The sequence below is a fragment of the Egicoccus sp. AB-alg6-2 genome, assembly GCF_041821025.1.
Taxonomy (GTDB): Bacteria; Actinomycetota; Nitriliruptoria; order Nitriliruptorales; family Nitriliruptoraceae; genus Egicoccus.
This window is the reverse complement of the sequence record NZ_JBGUAY010000005.1, coordinates 95,038-111,070: the sequence shown is the minus strand read 5'-3', so window position 1 is coordinate 111,070 and position 16,033 is coordinate 95,038. Positions and strand designations below refer to the sequence as shown.

13 protein-coding genes are annotated in these 16,033 nt (G+C 71.1%); 12 read left to right on the top strand and 1 reads right to left on the bottom strand.

Annotated features, from left to right (window positions below; all coding sequences use genetic code 11):
• Positions 1–33: 33 nt before the first annotated feature.
• From ACERMF_RS09980 to aspS, 7 genes are all read left to right on the top strand, one after another.
• Positions 34–1,680, top strand: coding sequence for an ABC transporter substrate-binding protein (locus ACERMF_RS09980; RefSeq protein ID WP_373668932.1), 1,647 nt, complete (start codon positions 34–36; stop codon positions 1,678–1,680).
• Between the two features lie 156 nt (positions 1,681–1,836).
• Positions 1,837–2,865, top strand: coding sequence for an ABC transporter permease (locus ACERMF_RS09975; RefSeq protein WP_373668931.1), 1,029 nt, complete (start codon positions 1,837–1,839; stop codon positions 2,863–2,865).
• Positions 2,865–3,917, top strand: a complete 1,053-nt coding sequence (locus ACERMF_RS09970) for an ABC transporter permease (protein ID WP_373668930.1) — start codon at positions 2,865–2,867, stop codon at positions 3,915–3,917. The genes ACERMF_RS09975 and ACERMF_RS09970 overlap by 1 nt, the downstream gene beginning before the upstream one ends.
• The gene (locus ACERMF_RS09965) at positions 3,914–4,936 is read left to right on the top strand and encodes an ABC transporter ATP-binding protein (protein ID WP_373668929.1); all 1,023 of its coding nucleotides are present in this window, start codon (positions 3,914–3,916) and stop codon (positions 4,934–4,936) included. Before ACERMF_RS09970 ends, ACERMF_RS09965 begins: the two co-directional genes overlap by 4 nt.
• Positions 4,933–6,276, top strand: a complete 1,344-nt coding sequence (locus ACERMF_RS09960) for an ABC transporter ATP-binding protein (RefSeq protein WP_373668927.1) — start codon at positions 4,933–4,935, stop codon at positions 6,274–6,276. Before ACERMF_RS09965 ends, ACERMF_RS09960 begins: the two co-directional genes overlap by 4 nt.
• Positions 6,277–6,346: 70 nt before the next feature.
• Positions 6,347–7,657 carry a histidine--tRNA ligase gene (gene hisS, locus ACERMF_RS09955; RefSeq protein WP_373668926.1) on the top strand — a complete coding sequence of 437 codons (1,311 nt, stop codon included), beginning with the start codon at positions 6,347–6,349 and terminating at the stop codon, positions 7,655–7,657.
• A gap of 87 nt (positions 7,658–7,744) precedes the next feature.
• Positions 7,745–9,538: an aspartate--tRNA ligase gene (gene aspS, locus ACERMF_RS09950; protein WP_373669248.1), complete on the top strand. Its 1,794-nt coding sequence runs from the start codon at positions 7,745–7,747 to the stop codon at positions 9,536–9,538.
• A gap of 81 nt (positions 9,539–9,619) precedes the next feature.
• On the opposite strand, the gene ACERMF_RS09945 is transcribed toward aspS, so the two are convergent.
• Entirely contained in the window at positions 9,620–10,600 is a 981-nt protein-coding gene (locus tag ACERMF_RS09945; RefSeq protein ID WP_373668925.1) for a hypothetical protein, read from the bottom strand.
• Between the two features lie 125 nt (positions 10,601–10,725).
• Here ACERMF_RS09945 and ACERMF_RS09940 point away from each other — a divergent pair, with 125 nt between their 5' ends.
• The 5 genes from ACERMF_RS09940 (at position 10,726) to ruvX (ending at position 15,990) form a co-directional block, all read left to right on the top strand.
• Positions 10,726–12,156: a replication-associated recombination protein A gene (locus ACERMF_RS09940; protein ID WP_373668924.1), complete on the top strand. Its 1,431-nt coding sequence runs from the start codon at positions 10,726–10,728 to the stop codon at positions 12,154–12,156.
• Positions 12,153–12,503, top strand: a complete 351-nt coding sequence (locus ACERMF_RS09935) for a DUF948 domain-containing protein (RefSeq protein ID WP_373668923.1) — start codon at positions 12,153–12,155, stop codon at positions 12,501–12,503. The genes ACERMF_RS09940 and ACERMF_RS09935 overlap by 4 nt, the downstream gene beginning before the upstream one ends.
• Before the next feature lie 14 nt (positions 12,504–12,517).
• Positions 12,518–12,772, top strand: coding sequence for a hypothetical protein (locus tag ACERMF_RS09930; protein ID WP_373668922.1), 255 nt, complete (start codon positions 12,518–12,520; stop codon positions 12,770–12,772).
• A 90-nt stretch (positions 12,773–12,862) separates the two neighbouring features.
• Positions 12,863–15,511 (top strand): alanine--tRNA ligase, encoded by a 2,649-nt coding sequence (alaS, locus tag ACERMF_RS09925; protein WP_373668921.1) that lies wholly within the window; start codon positions 12,863–12,865, stop codon positions 15,509–15,511.
• Positions 15,511–15,990 carry a Holliday junction resolvase RuvX gene (gene ruvX, locus ACERMF_RS09920; RefSeq protein WP_373668920.1) on the top strand — a complete coding sequence of 160 codons (480 nt, stop codon included), beginning with the start codon at positions 15,511–15,513 and terminating at the stop codon, positions 15,988–15,990. The genes alaS and ruvX overlap by 1 nt, the downstream gene beginning before the upstream one ends.
• Positions 15,991–16,033 lie beyond the last annotated feature (43 nt).

Below are 16,033 nucleotides of genomic sequence, written 5' to 3'. Positions count from 1 at the left end.
CTGCGGTCGTAGACCCCCTCGAGAGGAGAGGTTGTGCGTTCGAAGTACCAGGGACGGGCACTTGCGGGAGCCCTTGCGCTGACGTTGGCGCTGGCCGCCTGTGGCGGCGGTGGGGGCGAAGGTGCCGAGGGCACCGACGACACCGACACCACGGACCAGGGAGACAACGGGGACCAGGCCACCGGCGGCGGTGGCGACATCATCTTCGGGACGACCGACACGGTCGTCACGCTCGACCCGGCGAAGGCCTATGACTTCGCCTCGTCGAACATCTTGCAGAACGTCGGTGAGACGCTGGTCGGCTTCCCCCCGGGCGAGACCGAGCCGGCGCCGCTGCTCGCGGAAGACTGGGAGGTCTCCGACGACGGGCTCACCTACACCTTCACGATCCGTGAGGGCGTGACCTTCTCCAACGGTCACGAACTCACCAGCGAGGACGTCAAGTTCTCGTTGGACCGCGTCGTCGACATGGCCCACCCGGCGGGTGCTGCCTCGATGCTGTTCGTCATCGACAGCGTCGAGACGCCCGACGAGCGGACGGCCGTCGTCAACCTGTCGCAGCCCAACAGCACCTTCCTCGCACGTCTGGCCTACACGGTGGCCACGATCGTGCCGAGCGACGGCAGCTACCCGGCGCCCAGCAACGCCATCGAGGAAGAGGACGCCGAGGAGGCCGAGACGGCCGCCGAGGAGTTCGTCCAGGAGGAGCTGATCGGCACCGGCCCCTACACCGTGGCCGAGTTCCGCGAGGGTGAGTCCATCACCCTCGAGGCCAACCCGAACTACTGGGGCGACGCCCCGGCCAACGACCGGGTCATGATCCGCTTCTTCCAGACCTCGAGCCAGATGAAGCTGGCACTCGAGAGTGGCGAGATCGACGTCGCGCACCGCGACTTCAGCCCCGACGAGCAGGCCGACCTCGAAGGCAACGACGACATCCAGGTCATCGCCGGTGAGGGCGGGCGCACGCGCTACATCGTGCTCAACCCGTTCCACGACGAGGTCAGCGACCCCGACGTGCGCCGGGCGATCGCCGCGGCCATGGACCGCGAGCGCATCTCCGAGGACGTCTTCAACGGCAAGGTCGAGCCCATCTACTCGATGATTCCGCCGGGCTACCCCGAGTCGCAGCCGTACTTCCAGGAGTACGACGACATGGAGCCCAGCGACTTCATCGACGAGACCGTCTCGTTCAGCCTCCACTACGGCGGTGAGCGCTACGGCCCGACCGAGCCCTCGCTGGTCCAGGTGATCGAGCGCATGCTCGAGGAGAGCGGCCTGTTCGAGGTCGAGCTCGTCTCCACCGACTGGGCCCAGTTCACCACCGAGGCGTGGCCGGGCGAGGACGGGCAGTACCCGGTCTTCATGCTCGGCTGGAACCCCGACTACATCGACCCCGACACCTACGTGGAGCAGTTCTACTGGTCCGAGGGTTTCGTGGGATCGATGTACAACGACCCCGAGATGGACGAACTCGTGCTGGCCGAGCAGGCCGAGCTCGACGCGGACGCCCGCACCGACATCTTCGACCAGATCCAGCAGAAGGCGGCCGAGGACGTCGTCAACATCCCGCTGTTCCAGGAGGTGCCGTACGTGTTCGCACGGCCCGAGATCAGCGGTCTCGAGGACACCATGGACGAGACGCTCATCATGCGCTACTGGCTGGTGAGCAAGAACTGACGTTCCTCGTCCCGCCGACGGGCGGTATCGCGACCGGAGCAGCTTCCGGCCCGCGGTACCGCCCCGTCGGATGTCCGTGCCCGGCGGCGCGTGTGGCAGCCTGCGTCCGTCGGTGACCTTCGATGTTGCGGCCCCGTGGCCGACGGTGGTGGGTGCATGAGCTCAGCCAAGGCGGGCGGTTCGCTGCGCCGGTATCTGCTGACGCGCGTCGCGCTGACGCTGCCGATGCTGCTGATCCTGCTCACGATCGTGTTCCTGCTGCTGCGCGTCGCCCCGGGGGATCCGATCCGGGCCACCCTCGGTGACCGCCTCTCGACGGCGGAGATCGAGGCGCGCAGCGAGGCCCTCGGTTTCAACGATCCCCTCATCGTGCAGTACGGCCGCTACCTCGCCGGCGCCCTCACGGGCGACCTCGGCAACCCGATCACCGACCGGCGCACCACCGTCGGGGTGATCCGCGACACCTTCCCGGCAACGCTGGAGCTGACGCTGTTCGCGATGGTGGTCGCCATCGGCGTCGGCGTGCTCATCGGTGCGATCTCGGGCCGGTTGCGCGACACCCCGTTCGACGTCGGGGGACGCCTCTTCGGCATCCTGATCTATGCCGCCCCCATCTTCTGGCTCGGCCTGCTGGCGCAGCTGCTGTTCTCGTTGCGCCTCGGCTGGTTCCCGACGGGCTCGCGGATGACCGGCTTCGACGCCCCTCGCGAGATCACCGGGCTCCACGTCGTGGACTCGATCATCACGCTCGACGCCCCGGCGCTGATGGCCAGCCTCCACCACCTGATCCTGCCGGGCACCACGCTCGGCCTGGTGATCGGCGGCATCTTCGTCCGCCTGGTCCGGGTCAACATGCTTCAGACCCTGCGCGCGGACTACGTCGAGGCGGCCCACGCCCGCGGTGTCAACGAACGGACGGTGCTGTTCCGACACGCGTTCAAGAACGCGTTGGTGCCGGTCGTGACCATCGTCGGCCTGCAGTTCGCGCTCCTGCTCGGCGGCGCGATCCTGACCGAGCGGGTGTTCTCGTGGCCCGGCATGGGGACCGCCATCCTGCGCTTTCTCGAGGCGCGCGACTACGTCGGGGTGCAGGGCATCGTGACGTTCTTCGCGATCGTCGTGGTCGTCATCAGCCTGATCATCGACCTCATCAACGGACTCGTCGACCCGAGGATCCGCTACTGATGGCCTCCCAGCTGCGCGTCCGACTCGAGCACGCGGCCCGCCCGTTCCGACAGGCGAGCCGGACCGCCCGCGTCCTCGTCACCGCCGGACTGCTCATCACGCTGGTGTTCGGGGTCGTCGCCTTCGTCGGACCCAACTTCTACGAGTACGACGGCATCCAGTACCGCGTCGAGCAGGAGGACGGCAGCTACGAGCAGCTGCCGCGCCTGGCGCCGCCGTCGGCCGAGCACCCGCTCGGGACCACCCGGGACCGCTACGACGTGCTGGCCCGCATCATCGACGGTGGCCGGCTCGCGCTGGCGGTGGTGTTCTTCTCCACGCTGCTGGCCATGGCGGTGGGGGTGCCGCTGGGTCTGTTGTCGGGGTACCGCGGCGGCAAACTCGACCGCGTGATCGTCACCATCATGGACGCGGTGTACGTGTTCCCGCCCCTGCTGCTGGCGATCATCGTGGCCTTCCTGCTGCAGGCCGGCCTGGCGCGGGGCGTGCCCTCGGCCGCCGCCGCCGTCGGGGTGGTGTACATCCCGCAGTACTTCCGCGTCGTGCGCAACCACACGCTGTCGATCAAGCAGGAGCCCTATGTCGAGGCGGCGAAGTCGCTGGGGGCCAAGGAACGCACGGTCATCACCCGCTACGTCGCGTTCAACGTGATCCAGTCGGTGCCGGTGATCTTCACGCTCAACGCCGCGGATGCCGTCCTGACCCTGGCGTCGCTGGGCTTCCTCGGATTCGGTGTGCAGCCGCCGACGCCCGAATGGGGCTACGACATCTCGCAGGCGGTCATCGACATCACCTCCGGCGTGTGGTGGACGGCGCTGTGGCCGGGCCTGGCCATCGTGACACTGGTGGCGGCCCTCACGCTGGTCGGTGAGGGACTCAACGACGTCATCAACCCGTTGCTGCGCAGTCGCGGCGCGGCCGGCGCCAAGCTCGACGACGCCCCCGCCACCTCCGCCGGCGGAGGCGTGGACGCGGGGCCGGAGTCGACCGCCGGTGCCGCACCCCAGCCCGACGACGTCACCCCACGCCGTGACCCGGGAGGATCGCCATGAGCGCCGAGATCAGCTTCGTCGGCGACGTCCCCGCGGCGTCGTCCGAGCCGGTCCTGCGCGTGCGCGGCCTCCGCGTCGGCTACCGGACCGCACGCGGCCCGCTGTGGGCCGTCGACGGCATCGATCTCGACGTCGCGCCCGGCGAGTCGGTCGGCCTGGTCGGGGAGTCGGGCTGCGGCAAGTCCTCGCTCGGACGCGGGCTGGTGCAACTGCTGCCGCCTGGCGCCGGGGTGCGCGGCAGTGTGCAACTCGACGGCGAGGAACTCGTCGGCTCAGGCGCCGGCTCGCTGCGCCAGCGGCGCGGCGAGCAGATCGCGCTCGTGTTCCAGGAACCGATGACCCGGCTCGATCCGCTGATGAAGGTCAGTACGCACTTCGTCGAGACGATCCGCGCCCACCGCAGCGACGTGTCCAAGGACGAGGCCCGTCACATGGCGCGGGCCGCGCTGGCGCAGATGGGCATTCCGCCCACGCGCGTGGACGACTACCCGCACGAGTTCTCGGGCGGGATGCGCCAGCGCATCATGATCGCGCTCGCGATCGTCCTGCAGCCCAAGCTCGTCGTCGCCGACGAACCGACCACCGCGCTCGACGTCATCGTCGAGTCGCAGATCCTCGACATCCTGGACCGCCTGCGCCGTGACGCCCAGGTCGGGTTGGTCCTGATCACGCACAACCTCGGCATCGTCGCGGAGACGTGCGACCGGGTCGCGGTGATGTACGCGGGCCGGATCGTCGAGATCGGGCCGGTGGAGGAGGTCTTCGCCAACCCCAAGCACCCCTACACGCAGGGGCTGCTTGCGTCGACCATCTCCCTCGAGACCACCGAGTTGCACACCATCGAGGGCTACCCGCCCGACCTCGTCGACCCCCCGTCGGGCTGCCGTTACGCGCCGCGGTGCCCGGCCGTGATGGCGCACTGTCCGACGATCGACCCCGTGCTGACCGACGTCGGCGACGGTCAACGCGCCGCGTGCCTGCTGTACCCGGGGGCCGAGGGCGCCGAGGTGCTCCGATGAGCCACGCCGTCCCCGCGTCCGAGACCGACGCCCAGGCGGCCGCTGCCGCGCCGGGTGCCCCGTTGCTCGAGGTCCGCAACCTCGAGACCCACTTCCCGGTGCGCTCCTCGCTGTTCGGCAGGGGCGAAAACCTGGTGGTCCGCGCGGTCGACGGCGTCAGCTTCGACGTGAAGGCGGGCGAGGTCTTCGGGCTGGTTGGCGAGAGTGGCTCGGGCAAGACCACGCTCGGTCGCTCGGTGCTCAAGCTCGTCGAACCGACCGGCGGCAGCGTGCGCTACCGCGGCCGCGATCTGGTCCCGCTGGCCGAACGCGAGATGCGTCCGCTGCGCCGCGAACTCGCGTTGATCTTCCAGGACCCCAACGCGTCGCTGAACCCGGCGATGACGATCGGGCAGGGGGTCGGTCACCCGCTGCGCATCCACGGGCTGGCCTCGTCGCGCAACGAAGCCAGGGCGCAGGTGCGTGACATGCTGGACCGCGTCGGCCTCAACCCGCCCGAGGCGTTCCTCGACAAGTACCCCGAGGACGTCTCCGGCGGTCAGAAGCAGCGCGTGGTGATCGCCCGCGCCCTGATCACCTCACCCAAGTTCGTCGTCGCGGACGAGCCGGTGGCGGCGCTGGACATGTCGGTGCGCGCTCGCGTGCTCGAGTTGATGCTGGAGCTCAAGCGCGACCTCGATCTCACCTACCTGTTCATCACCCACGACCTGGCCACGGCCCGGTTCCTGTGCGACCGCATCGGGATCCTCTACCTCGGCCGTTTCGCCGAGTGGGGCGACACCGACCGGCTTTTCGACGACCCGCAGCATCCCTACACGCGGGCACTGCTCGACGCGATCCCGTTGCCCGACCCCAGCCGTCGCGACCGGGTCAAGGAACTGCCGCGCGGCGAGATCCCCGACGCCCTGCGTCCACCGCTCGGCTGCCGGTTCCACCCGCGCTGCCCGGTGGCGTTCGCCCCGTGCGGCTGGGAGGGTCGTGACCTGATCGATGCCCTCGAGGACCGCTGGACCGAGGTCGACGAGGACACCTTCGAGCGCGAACTCGCGCTGGTCGGCGACCTCGGCAGCGCCGACGTGGCCGAGGACCACGTCCGCTTCGGCTCCGGATCGCCCGAGCTGGCGCAGTGGCTCAAGGACCAGGGCGAACACCTTCCGACCAGCGTGTTCAGCGCGGTCCAAGACGTCGAGTCCGGCCCCGACGGCGTCACCGTCCGCTTCGGTCCCGGCCCCGAACCCGACGAGCAGCACGTCGCCGGCCGTGAGGTGGCCTGCCACCTGCACGGGGTGACGGCCCGTCCCGACGGCCTGCACGTCGGCGATCCCGGGGACCGCCGCTAGCCTCGCGGACCGGCCGCCGCGCATCCCCGTCGTGGCGGATGCCGCCGTCCCTCGAAGGTCCCTGCTCCCCATGGCCACCATCGACGCCAACCCGCCGTCGGGCACGCGCGACTTCCTGCCCGGTGAGGTGATGCGCCGCGAGCGGGCGTTCGCCACGATCCGCGCCGCCTTCGACGCGCACGGCTTCGAGCCGCTCGACACGCCCGCCTTCGAACGGCTCGAGGTCCTCACCGGCAAGTACGGCGAGGAGGGCGACCAGCTCATCTTCAAGATCCTGCGCCGCGGCGAACACGAGGCCACCGGCGAGGCCGACCACGCCCTCCGCTACGACCTGACCGTGCCGCTGGCACGCGTCGTCGCCCGGTACGGCTCGCAGCTGGCGATGCCGTTCAAGCGCTACCACATCGCCCCGGTCTGGCGTGCGGACCGGCCCGGCAAGGGCCGCTACCGCGAGTTCTTCCAGTGCGACGTCGACACGGTCGGCTCCGACTCGCTGGTCGCCGACGCGGCCACGTTGCAGGCGGTCGCCGACGTGCTCGACCGGCTCGGGCTGTCCGGCTTCCGGGTGCAGCTGAACTCGCGCAAGGCCCTCCAGGGGCTCATCGAGGCGTACGGCGTCCCCGAGGCGCTCGAGAACTCGGCGCTGGTGGCGCTCGACAAGCTCGACAAGATCGGCGCGGACGGCGTCGCGAGCGAACTGCGGGAGCGCGACGTACCGGCGGCCGCGGTCGCGGCATTGGCCGACGACCTCGGCGCCGACGACCTCGCCGACCGTGTCCGCGACCGGCTGTCGGGCACCGAGCGCGGACGTGCCGGCCTCGCCGAGGTCGACCGGGTCCTGGAACTGGTCGGCGACGTCCCGGGAGGCGTGGTGTCGTTCTCGCCCGTCCTCGCGCGCGGGCTGAGCTACTACACCGGTCCGGTCTTCGAGGTGGTCCACGACGGCCTGCACGCCACCATCGCCGCTGGTGGGCGCTACGACGGCCTGATCGGCATGTTCCAGGGCCAGGACGTGCCGGCCACCGGCGGTTCGCTGGGCATGGAGCGCATCCTGCTGCTGCTCGAACAGCAGGAGCAGGCCGCCCCGCGGGGTCCCGACGTGCTCGTCACCGTCATGGACGACGACGCGGCGGCGGACGCCCTGGCGACCGCGCAGCGGCTGCGTGCGCAGGGCTTCAGCGCCGACGTCTACGTCGGCGGCGGCAAGCTCGGCAAGCAGTTCCGGCACGCCGACCGCCGTGCGGCCCGGCTCGCGCTGATCCGCGGGGCCGACGAGCGCGCCGCGGGTACCGTCGCGGTCAAGGATCTCGGCTCCGGCGAGCAGACGACCGTCGCCGAAGCCGACCTGGTCGACCACCTGCACCGGCTGCTCGGGCGCTGACGCCCACGGCCCGGCGCCCGTCCTGCCACGGGCGCCACTTCCACCACACACGAGGACGACGACGTGAGCATCACCCCCTTCGGCGCCATGCGCACCCACGGCGCCGGCACCCTGCGTGCCGAGCACGCCGGCGAGACCGTCACCGTCGCCGGCTGGGTCGACACCCGTCGCGACCACGGCGGCGTGGCCTTCCTCGACCTCCGTGACCGCAGCGGCATCCTGCAGGTGGTGGCCGACCCCGAGTCGTCCGAGGCGCTCGCGGCGGCGCACCGGGTCCGCACCGAGTGGGTGGTCAAGGTCACCGGCGTCGTGCGCGCTCGACCCGAGGGCATGCGCAACGACCGGCTCGCGACCGGCGACGTCGAGTTGGCTGCCACCTCGATCGAGGTGCTCTCCGAGGCGCAGACGCCCCCGTTCCCGGTCGAGGACGACGTCGAGGTCGCCGAGGAACGCCGGCTCACCCACCGCTACGTGGACCTGCGTCGGCCGCGCATGCTGCGCAACCTGCAGGTCCGGGCCCAGGTGGTGTCCATCATCCGCCGGGTCATGGAGCGCAACGGCTTCATCGACGTCGAGACGCCGCAGCTGACCCGTCCGACGCCCGAAGGTGCCCGTGACTTCCTCGTGCCGTCACGTCTGCAGCCGGGGACCACGTACGCGCTGCCGCAGTCGCCGCAGCTGTTCAAGCAGCTGCTGATGGTGTCCGGCATCGAGCGCTACTACCAGATCGCCCGCTGCTTCCGCGACGAGAACCTGCGCGCCGACCGTCAGCCAGAGTTCACCCAGCTCGACCTCGAGATGTCGTTCGGGGACGAGCAGGACGTCTTCAGCCTCATGGAGGAGATGTTCGCCGAGATCTTCCGCGAGGTCCTCGACGTCGACCTGCCGGTTCCGTTCCCCCGCATCCGGTTCGAGGACGCGATGCGCCGCTTCGGTTCGGACAAGCCCGACCTGCGCTTCGAGATGGAGCTGGCCGACCTCGGCGAGGTGTTCGCGACCACCGAGGTGGGCGTGTTCAAGGGCGTGCTCGAGTCCGGCGGCGCCGTCGTGGCGCTCGCGTTGCCCAAGGGCGGCGAGCTGACCCGTCGCGAGTTCGACGAGTGGACCGAGTGGGCCAAGCGCCGCGGCGCCAAGGGCCTGGCCTGGGGCGTGGTCGAGGAGGACGGGTCGCTCCGCAGTCCGCTGTCGAAGTTCATGTCCGACGACGAACTTGCCGGCGTGAAGCGCGAGACCGGCGCCCAGCCCGGCGACGCGGTGTTCTTCGGCGCCGGCCCGCGCAACTTCGCACGCCAACTCATGGGTGCGCTGCGGGTCGCGCTGGCCGAGGACCGCGGGCTGATCCCCGAAGGGCGCTGGGAGTTCTGCTGGGTCGTCGAACCGCCGATGTTCGACGCGGCCTCGGAGTCCGACGACCCGACGGCCGCGACCTCGGCCGGGTGGGTGCCCAACCACCACCCGTTCACCTCGCCGGCTCCGGAGTACCTCGACGACTTCGAACAGCGTCCCGACGTGGCCACCGCCCGGGCCTACGACATCGTGCTCAACGGCACCGAGCTCGCGTCGGGGTCGGTGCGTATCCACGACGCCGAGCTCCAGCGGCGGGTGTTCCGCTTTCTCGGCATCTCCGACGAGGCCGCCGAGGAGAAGTTCGGGTTCCTGCTGCGCGGGTTCAGCCACGGCGTCCCGCCGCACGCCGGCATCGCGCCGGGCATCGACCGCACCGTGATGCTGATCTGCGGCGAGAAGTCGATCCGCGAGGTGATCGCCTTCCCGAAGACGCAGACCGGCAGCGACCCGCTCACCGACGCTCCGGCGCCCTACGACCCCGACGCGCTCAAGGACCTCGGCCTGCGCGAGCTGCCGAAGCCGAAGGCCGACTGACCGCCGTCGCAGCCGAGGGCCGACCGACCCGCCGGATGTGTGCACCCTGACGTGGGAATTTGCGCGCCAGGACGCACGCATTCACCCTCGGCCGGCGGATTCGAGGCTGCCGAGCACGAACGCGTCCTGCGATCCGGCAAGGCAGGTCTCGGGCAGCGCCTCGGCGGCCGTGGGGGAGTGACCGCCGCCGGCTTCGACGTCGTCGCCGACCACCGCGCGCGGCTCGCCGTGGTGGTCGTGCACGACCCCGTCGGCGGTGACGTACCACCCGCGTGGCCACAGGACGTCGAACCGTGCTCCGTCCGCGGCCTCGATCCACAGGCAACCGGTGGCGGGATCTCCAGCGAGGGTGCCGCTCAGCAGCGCCTGCATCATGGAGCAGGTCGAACCCCCGCCGGGCAGGGCGGTCGCGCCGTCCGGGAGCTTCACAGTCTCGGCGCACTCGGGCCGGACGACCCGCAGGGCGGGGTGGTCGGCGAGGTCCCCGAGCACGTCGTCCACGGCCGTCAGATCACCCTCGTACTGCAGCTCGACGCGGTTGCGCAGCGTGTCGACGTGGCCGGAGACGGGGCTGCCCTCGGCCTGCAGGGCGCGGTAGGCCTCGTCGAGCAGGGAGGCGAGCTCCGCCTCGGTGTACGTCGCCCGCATGCAGACGAGGGCGTCGGGGTGTTCGGTGTGGGTCCGCAGGTCTTCCAGGACCGCGACCGGGTCGTCGGCCGCCAGCATCACCACCAGCTCACCCGCCGCCTGGTCCAGCCACAGCCCCGCGTACTCGTCGGCATGATCGCGCATGGCCGCCTGCATGACCGGCTCGACCCAGTCCTCGCCCGCGAACCGCTCGTGCTGACCGGACGCCTCGGTCAGCGGGTTCGGGTCGTCGCCGGTGAGTGGTGGGCGGCACACGTCCCGGCCGGCGTCCGGCTCCTCCTCGCCCGGTGCCGTGACGGTGGCGTCGGGCGCCGGGCCCGAACCGATCGGCGGCTCGAACGCTCCGGAGGTGCCACCACACGCCGCCACCAGGGACGCGAGCAGTGCGAGACCGATGACGTTCCCGGTTCGCATGGTCGTGACTCCTGGTATCCGCCGGCATCCGTCGTCAGTGTGACGGCATCGCGTCGCCCGGGGTTCCGGAGCGTCCGTCTGCTGGGCGGAGCCGTGGTCCCTGCGCCCGCCGGTACGGTGCCCGGATGAGCGATCAGCTGTTCGATGACGGGCCCTCGGCGTCCGCGCCGCCCGACACCTCCATCGGTGGCGACCGGTCAGGACCCGGCAGCGTGCCCGCCGGCATGCCGCTGGCGGCCCGCATGCGGCCGCGCGATCTCGACGAGTACGTCGGCCAGCTCGACGCCCTCGGGCACGGCAAGCCGCTGCGCGCCATGCTCGACCAGGGGGAGTTGCGCTCGCTGATCCTGTGGGGGCCGCCGGGCGTCGGCAAGACCAGCCTCGCCACCGTGATCGCGGCCCACGTCGACGCCGCCTGGACCGAGTTGTCCGCCGTGACCGCCGGCGTCAAGGACGTGCGGCGCATCATCGAGGAGGGCCGCAGCCGTCTCGGGTTACGGGGACGTCGGACCGTGCTGTTCGTCGACGAGATCCACCGGTTCAACAAGAGCCAGCAGGACGCGCTGCTGCCCGGCGTCGAGGCCGGCTGGGTGACGCTGATCGGCGCGACGACGGAGAACCCGTTCTTCGAACTCAACCCGCCGTTGCTGTCGCGCTGCCAGCTCGTGCGGCTGCAGTCGCTCACCGACGACGACCTGCGGGCGCTGATCGAGCGTGCCGTCGCGGACCCGGTCCGAGGCTTCGGTGATCGCGTCAGCCTCGACGGGGAAGCCGTCGACCACCTCGTGCACGTGGGCGACGGCGACGCGCGTGCGGCCCTGACCGCGCTGGAGATCGCTGCCGCCGCCGCCGGGGTCACCCGGCCCGGAGCCGAGGGGCCGACCGCCACGCTGCAGGTCGAGCACGTGGCCGATGCGATGCAGCGGTTCCGCTACGACAAGGCCTCGGATCAGCACTACGACATCGTGAGCGCCTTCATCAAGTCGATGCGCGGCTCCGACCCGGACGCGGCGGTCTACTGGCTGCTGCGGATGCTGGAGGGCGGCGAGGACCCGCGGTTCGTCGCGCGCCGCATGGTCATCTTCGCCTCCGAGGACATCGGGCTGGCCGACCGCCAGGCGCTGCCGCTCGCCGTCGCCGCCTTCGACGCCCTGGACAAGGTGGGTCTGCCCGAGGCGAGGTTCGCCCTGACCCATGCGGCCATCGCGCTCGCGGTCGCGCCGAAGTCCAACAGCGTCACCCGCGCGATCGGCGCCGGCCTCGACGCCGTCAGGACCCACGGGAACGCGCCGGTTCCGCCGCACCTGCGCGACGCCCACTACAAGGGCGCGCGCGCCCTCGGGCACGGCGCCGGGTACGACTATCCTCACGACCACCCCAGCGGGTTCGCGCCCGGGCAGCAGTATCTGCCGGACGAACTGGACGGGACGCGGCTGTACGAGCCATCCCGTCACGGCCACGAGGCAGCGGTTGCCGACCGGGTCGCGGTCCTCCGCGACCAGCGCGACCAGCCCGGTCGGGGTACCCACCGCAGACAGGGAGACAAGCCGACGTGACCGTCAGGGACTGGGCGATCGTGGCCGCCGCACTCTTCTGGGGCGTGCTCGTGCTCACGCTGTGCCTGCTGGTCATGCGGGCGGTGAAGGTGCTCGACAGCGTGATCGGCACCGTCGGGCGCGTCACCGACGAGACGGTGCCGATCCTGCGCGGGGTCAACGAGACCGTCGCGGGGGTGAACGTCGAGCTGGCGCGCGTGGACACGATCATGGCGGGCGTGCAGTCGATCACCTCGACCACGGACCGCATCCTCGGCGTCGTGCACGCAACCCTCGCCAACCCGCTGATCAAGGCCGCCGCGGTGGCCGCCGGAACCGCAAAGGCCGCCCGGGCCCTGCGCAGCTGACCGAAAGCCTCGACATGCGCGTCTTCACGCTCGCCCTCGGACTCGGTGCTGGTCTGCTCGTCGGCGCCTACGCCGTACGCAAGCTCGACGCCGCCAAGCGCGCCACGTCACCGGTCCACGTGGCCGGCCGCGCCGGACAGGCCGCCGGCACCTTCGCGGAGCGCCTGCGGTTCGCCGCCGAGGAGGGTCGCCGCGCCGCACAGGTGCGCGAGGCCGAACTGCGCACCCGCTACCGCGTGCCCGACCTGACCACCGCAGTCGGCGAGTGAGCTGATCGCACGCCACCGCCAGCCCCACCGCCCTGCGCCCCCGGTCCTCCCGGCCGGACGTGGCGCAATCGCAACCACAGTGAGACGACGTTGGACTCCCTGACCATCCGCAAGACGTTCCTCGACTTCTTCGAGCAACACGGCCACCGGCGCTACGACTCGGCGTCGCTGATCCCGCAGGACCCGACCGTCCTGCTCACCATCGCCGGCATGCTGCCGTTCAAGCCCTACTTCATGGGTGACGCGACGCCGCCGACGCCGCGCGCGACGAGCTACCAGAAGTGCGCCCGCACGAACGACATCGAGAACGTGGGCCACACGACCCGCCACCTGACGTTCTTCGAGATGCTGGGCAACTTCAGCTTCGGCGACTACTTCAAGCGCGAGGCGATCCGGTGGGCCTGGCAGCTGTCGACCGAGCACTTCGGCCTCGCCCCCGAACGCATCTGGGTCACCGTCTACGAGGACGACGACGAGGCCGAGCAGCTGTGGCTCGAGGAGTCGGGCGTCCCGGCCGAGCGGATCCAGCGGCTCGGCGCCGAGGACAACTACTGGTGGACCCACGCCGCCGGACCGGGTGGTCCGAACACCGAGCTGTACTACGACCGTGGCGAGGCGTACGGCGAAGCCGGCGGCCCGGCGGTCAACGACGAGCGCTACCTCGAGTTCTACAACCTGGTGTTCATGCAGCACGAACTCGACGACGCCGGGACCATCCTGGGCGAGCTGCCGGCACAGAACGTCGACACCGGGCTCGGGCTCGAACGCATGGCCGTGCTGCTGCAGGGCGTCGACAACGTGTTCGAGACCGACCTGTTCGCGCCGCTGCTCGCCCGTGCGGGCGAGCTGAGCGGGGTCCGCTACGGGCAGCGCGACGACCACGACGTGTCGCTGCGGGTCATCGCCGAGCACGCCCGCACGTCGGCGTTCCTGATCGCCGACGGCGTGCTGCCGTCCAAGGAGGGCCGCGGCTACGTCCTGCGTCGGCTCATGCGCCGCGCGATCCGGCACGGTCAGCTGCTCGGCATGGACGTCGGCGGTGGCCAGCAGCTGCTGCTGCCGATGGTCGAGCAGGTCATCGAGCAGATGCGCGAGAGCTATCCCGACCTCCAACGCCAGCGTGAGCTGATCACGCGCATCGCCACCGCCGAGGAGCACGACTTCGGTGCCCGGATCCGGCAGGGGCTCGAACGGGTCGACCAGGCGATCACCGCGGTCCGCGCCGCCGACGGCGACGCGTTTCCGGGCGACGTCGCGTTCGAACTGCACGACACGTTCGGGTTCCCGGTCGACCTGACCGCGGAGATCGCCGAGGACGCCGGGCTCGACCTCGACCGCGATGCGTTCGAGTCGCTGATGCAGCAGCAGCGCGATCGTGCCCGTGCCGGCGCGAAGAAGGGCGGCGGCGGCATCCCGGTCGAGGCCTACCGCGAGGCGGCCGCGGTCGTGGGCACGACCGACTTCCTCGGCTACGAGTCGCTCACCGCCGAGGCGGAGCTGGGCGCCATCGTCACGCCCGGCGGCGTGCAGCACACCGCCGGCGAGGGCGACGAGGTCGAGATCGTCCTGCCGCGCACGCCGTTCTACGCCGAGGGCGGCGGCCAGATCGGCGACATCGGCGTGCTCGAGACGCCGACCGGACGGCTGCAGGTGCTCGACACGCAGGAGGCGATCGAGGGCCTGACCGTCCACCGTGCCCGCGTCACCGCCGGCGAGGTCCGCCAGGGACAACCCGTCGAGGCACACGTCGATCCTTCGCGCCGGGTGGCGACGGCCCGCAGCCACTCCGCGACGCACGTGCTACACGCGACCATCAAGGAGTTCCTCGGCGAGCACGCCCAGCAGGCCGGCTCGCTGGTCCAGCCCGGGCGCCTGCGCTTCGACTTCCCGCACTTCGAGTCGGTCTCGCGCGACCGGCTCGCCGAGATCGAGGGCTCGATCAACGAACGGGTGCTGCGCGACCCCCACGTCCACACCGAGGTCATGAGCCTCGACGACGCCAAGCGTGCCGGAGCGGTCGCCAACTTCGGCGACAAGTACGGCCAGGTCGTCCGCGTGGTCACGATCGGCGAGTTCTCCAAGGAACTGTGCGGCGGCACCCACGTCCCCTCGGGCGCGAAGATCGGCACGATCACGATCGTTCGCGAGGAGTCGATCGGGTCCAACACCCGCCGCATCGAAGCGCTCACCGGCCTGGACGCGTTCAACCACCTGTCGCGCGAACGCCTGGTCGCCGAGGAGGTCTCGCGGTTGGTCGACGTCCCCAGCGAGCAGGCGGTCGAGCGGGTCGGCCAGCTGCTGGAGCGCCTCAAGACGGCCGAGAAGGAACTGGCGAAGCTGCGGGGTGCCAACCTGTCCCAGCAGGCCAAGCAGATCGCCGACGCGGCCCCGCGCGACGACGGCCTCGCGGTCGTGGTGCAACGCGCCGACGGTCTCGGCCACGACGACCTGCGGCGGCTGGCCACCGAACTGCGCAACCACCTCGGCGAGCGTGCCGTGGTGGTGGTCGGCACGGCGACCGACGACGGCAAGGCGCAGCTGATCTGCGCGGTGTCCGCCGACCTGGCCGCGGCCGGCGTCGAGGCCCGACCGATCCTTCACCCGGCCGCCCAGGTGGTCGGTGGCGGTGCCGGCGGCAAGGGTGACCTGGCCCAGGCCGGTGGCAAGCAGGGCGCCAAGCTCGACGAGGCGTTGCAGGTGGCCGCCCGCGAGGCACGCGCCGCCGTCGGTGGCCGCTGATGGGGTACGCACTCGGCAAACGGTTCTCCGACGACCTCCCGACCAGCGGACGCCTGCTGTCCATCGACCTCGGTGAGGTGCGGATCGGCCTGGCCGTGTCCGACCCCACGCAGACCATCGCTTCCCCCGCCGAGACGTTGGAGGTGCCGCGCAACCAGGACGGACCGGCCCTGGACGCACTCGTCAACGCCGTCGGCCGGCACGATGTCGCCGGCGTCGTCGTGGGTGAGCCGCGTCAACTCGACGGCAGCGAGGGCCCGCCGGCACAGCGGGCGCGCTGGTTCGCCGAACGTCTGCGCGAGCGGACCGGCCTGCCGGTGGCCCTGTGGGACGAGCGATTCAGCACGACCGAGGCGGAACGGATCATGCTGGCGCAGGACGCCTCGCGCGACGAGCGTCGGCGTAGCATCGACGGCGTCGCCGCCAGCCTGTTCCTGCAGTCGGTGCTCGAGGCGCAGCGGCGCCGCCGGACCGGCTAGAAACGCGCACCGGGGACCGTGGAGCGGCCTTCAGGCCGACGTG

Bases quoted from the DNA above. Each gene is read 5' to 3' on its own strand.
- ACERMF_RS09930 (WP_373668922.1), top strand. From the start codon at position 12,518: ATGCGCGTCTTCACGCTCGCCCTCGGACTCGGTGCTGGTCTGCTCGTC.
- ACERMF_RS09975 (WP_373668931.1), top strand. From the start codon at position 1,837: ATGAGCTCAGCCAAGGCGGGCGGTTCGCTGCGCCGGTATCTGCTGACG.
- ruvX (WP_373668920.1), top strand. From the start codon at position 15,511: ATGGGGTACGCACTCGGCAAACGGTTCTCCGACGACCTCCCGACCAGC.
- ACERMF_RS09940 (WP_373668924.1), top strand. From the start codon at position 10,726: ATGAGCGATCAGCTGTTCGATGACGGGCCCTCGGCGTCCGCGCCGCCC.
- aspS (WP_373669248.1), top strand. From the start codon at position 7,745: ATGCGCACCCACGGCGCCGGCACCCTGCGTGCCGAGCACGCCGGCGAG.
- ACERMF_RS09960 (WP_373668927.1), top strand. From the start codon at position 4,933: ATGAGCCACGCCGTCCCCGCGTCCGAGACCGACGCCCAGGCGGCCGCT.
- ACERMF_RS09945 (WP_373668925.1), bottom strand. From the start codon at position 10,600: ATGCGAACCGGGAACGTCATCGGTCTCGCACTGCTCGCGTCCCTGGTG.
- hisS (WP_373668926.1), top strand. From the start codon at position 6,347: ATGGCCACCATCGACGCCAACCCGCCGTCGGGCACGCGCGACTTCCTG.
- ACERMF_RS09970 (WP_373668930.1), top strand. From the start codon at position 2,865: ATGGCCTCCCAGCTGCGCGTCCGACTCGAGCACGCGGCCCGCCCGTTC.
- ACERMF_RS09965 (WP_373668929.1), top strand. From the start codon at position 3,914: ATGAGCGCCGAGATCAGCTTCGTCGGCGACGTCCCCGCGGCGTCGTCC.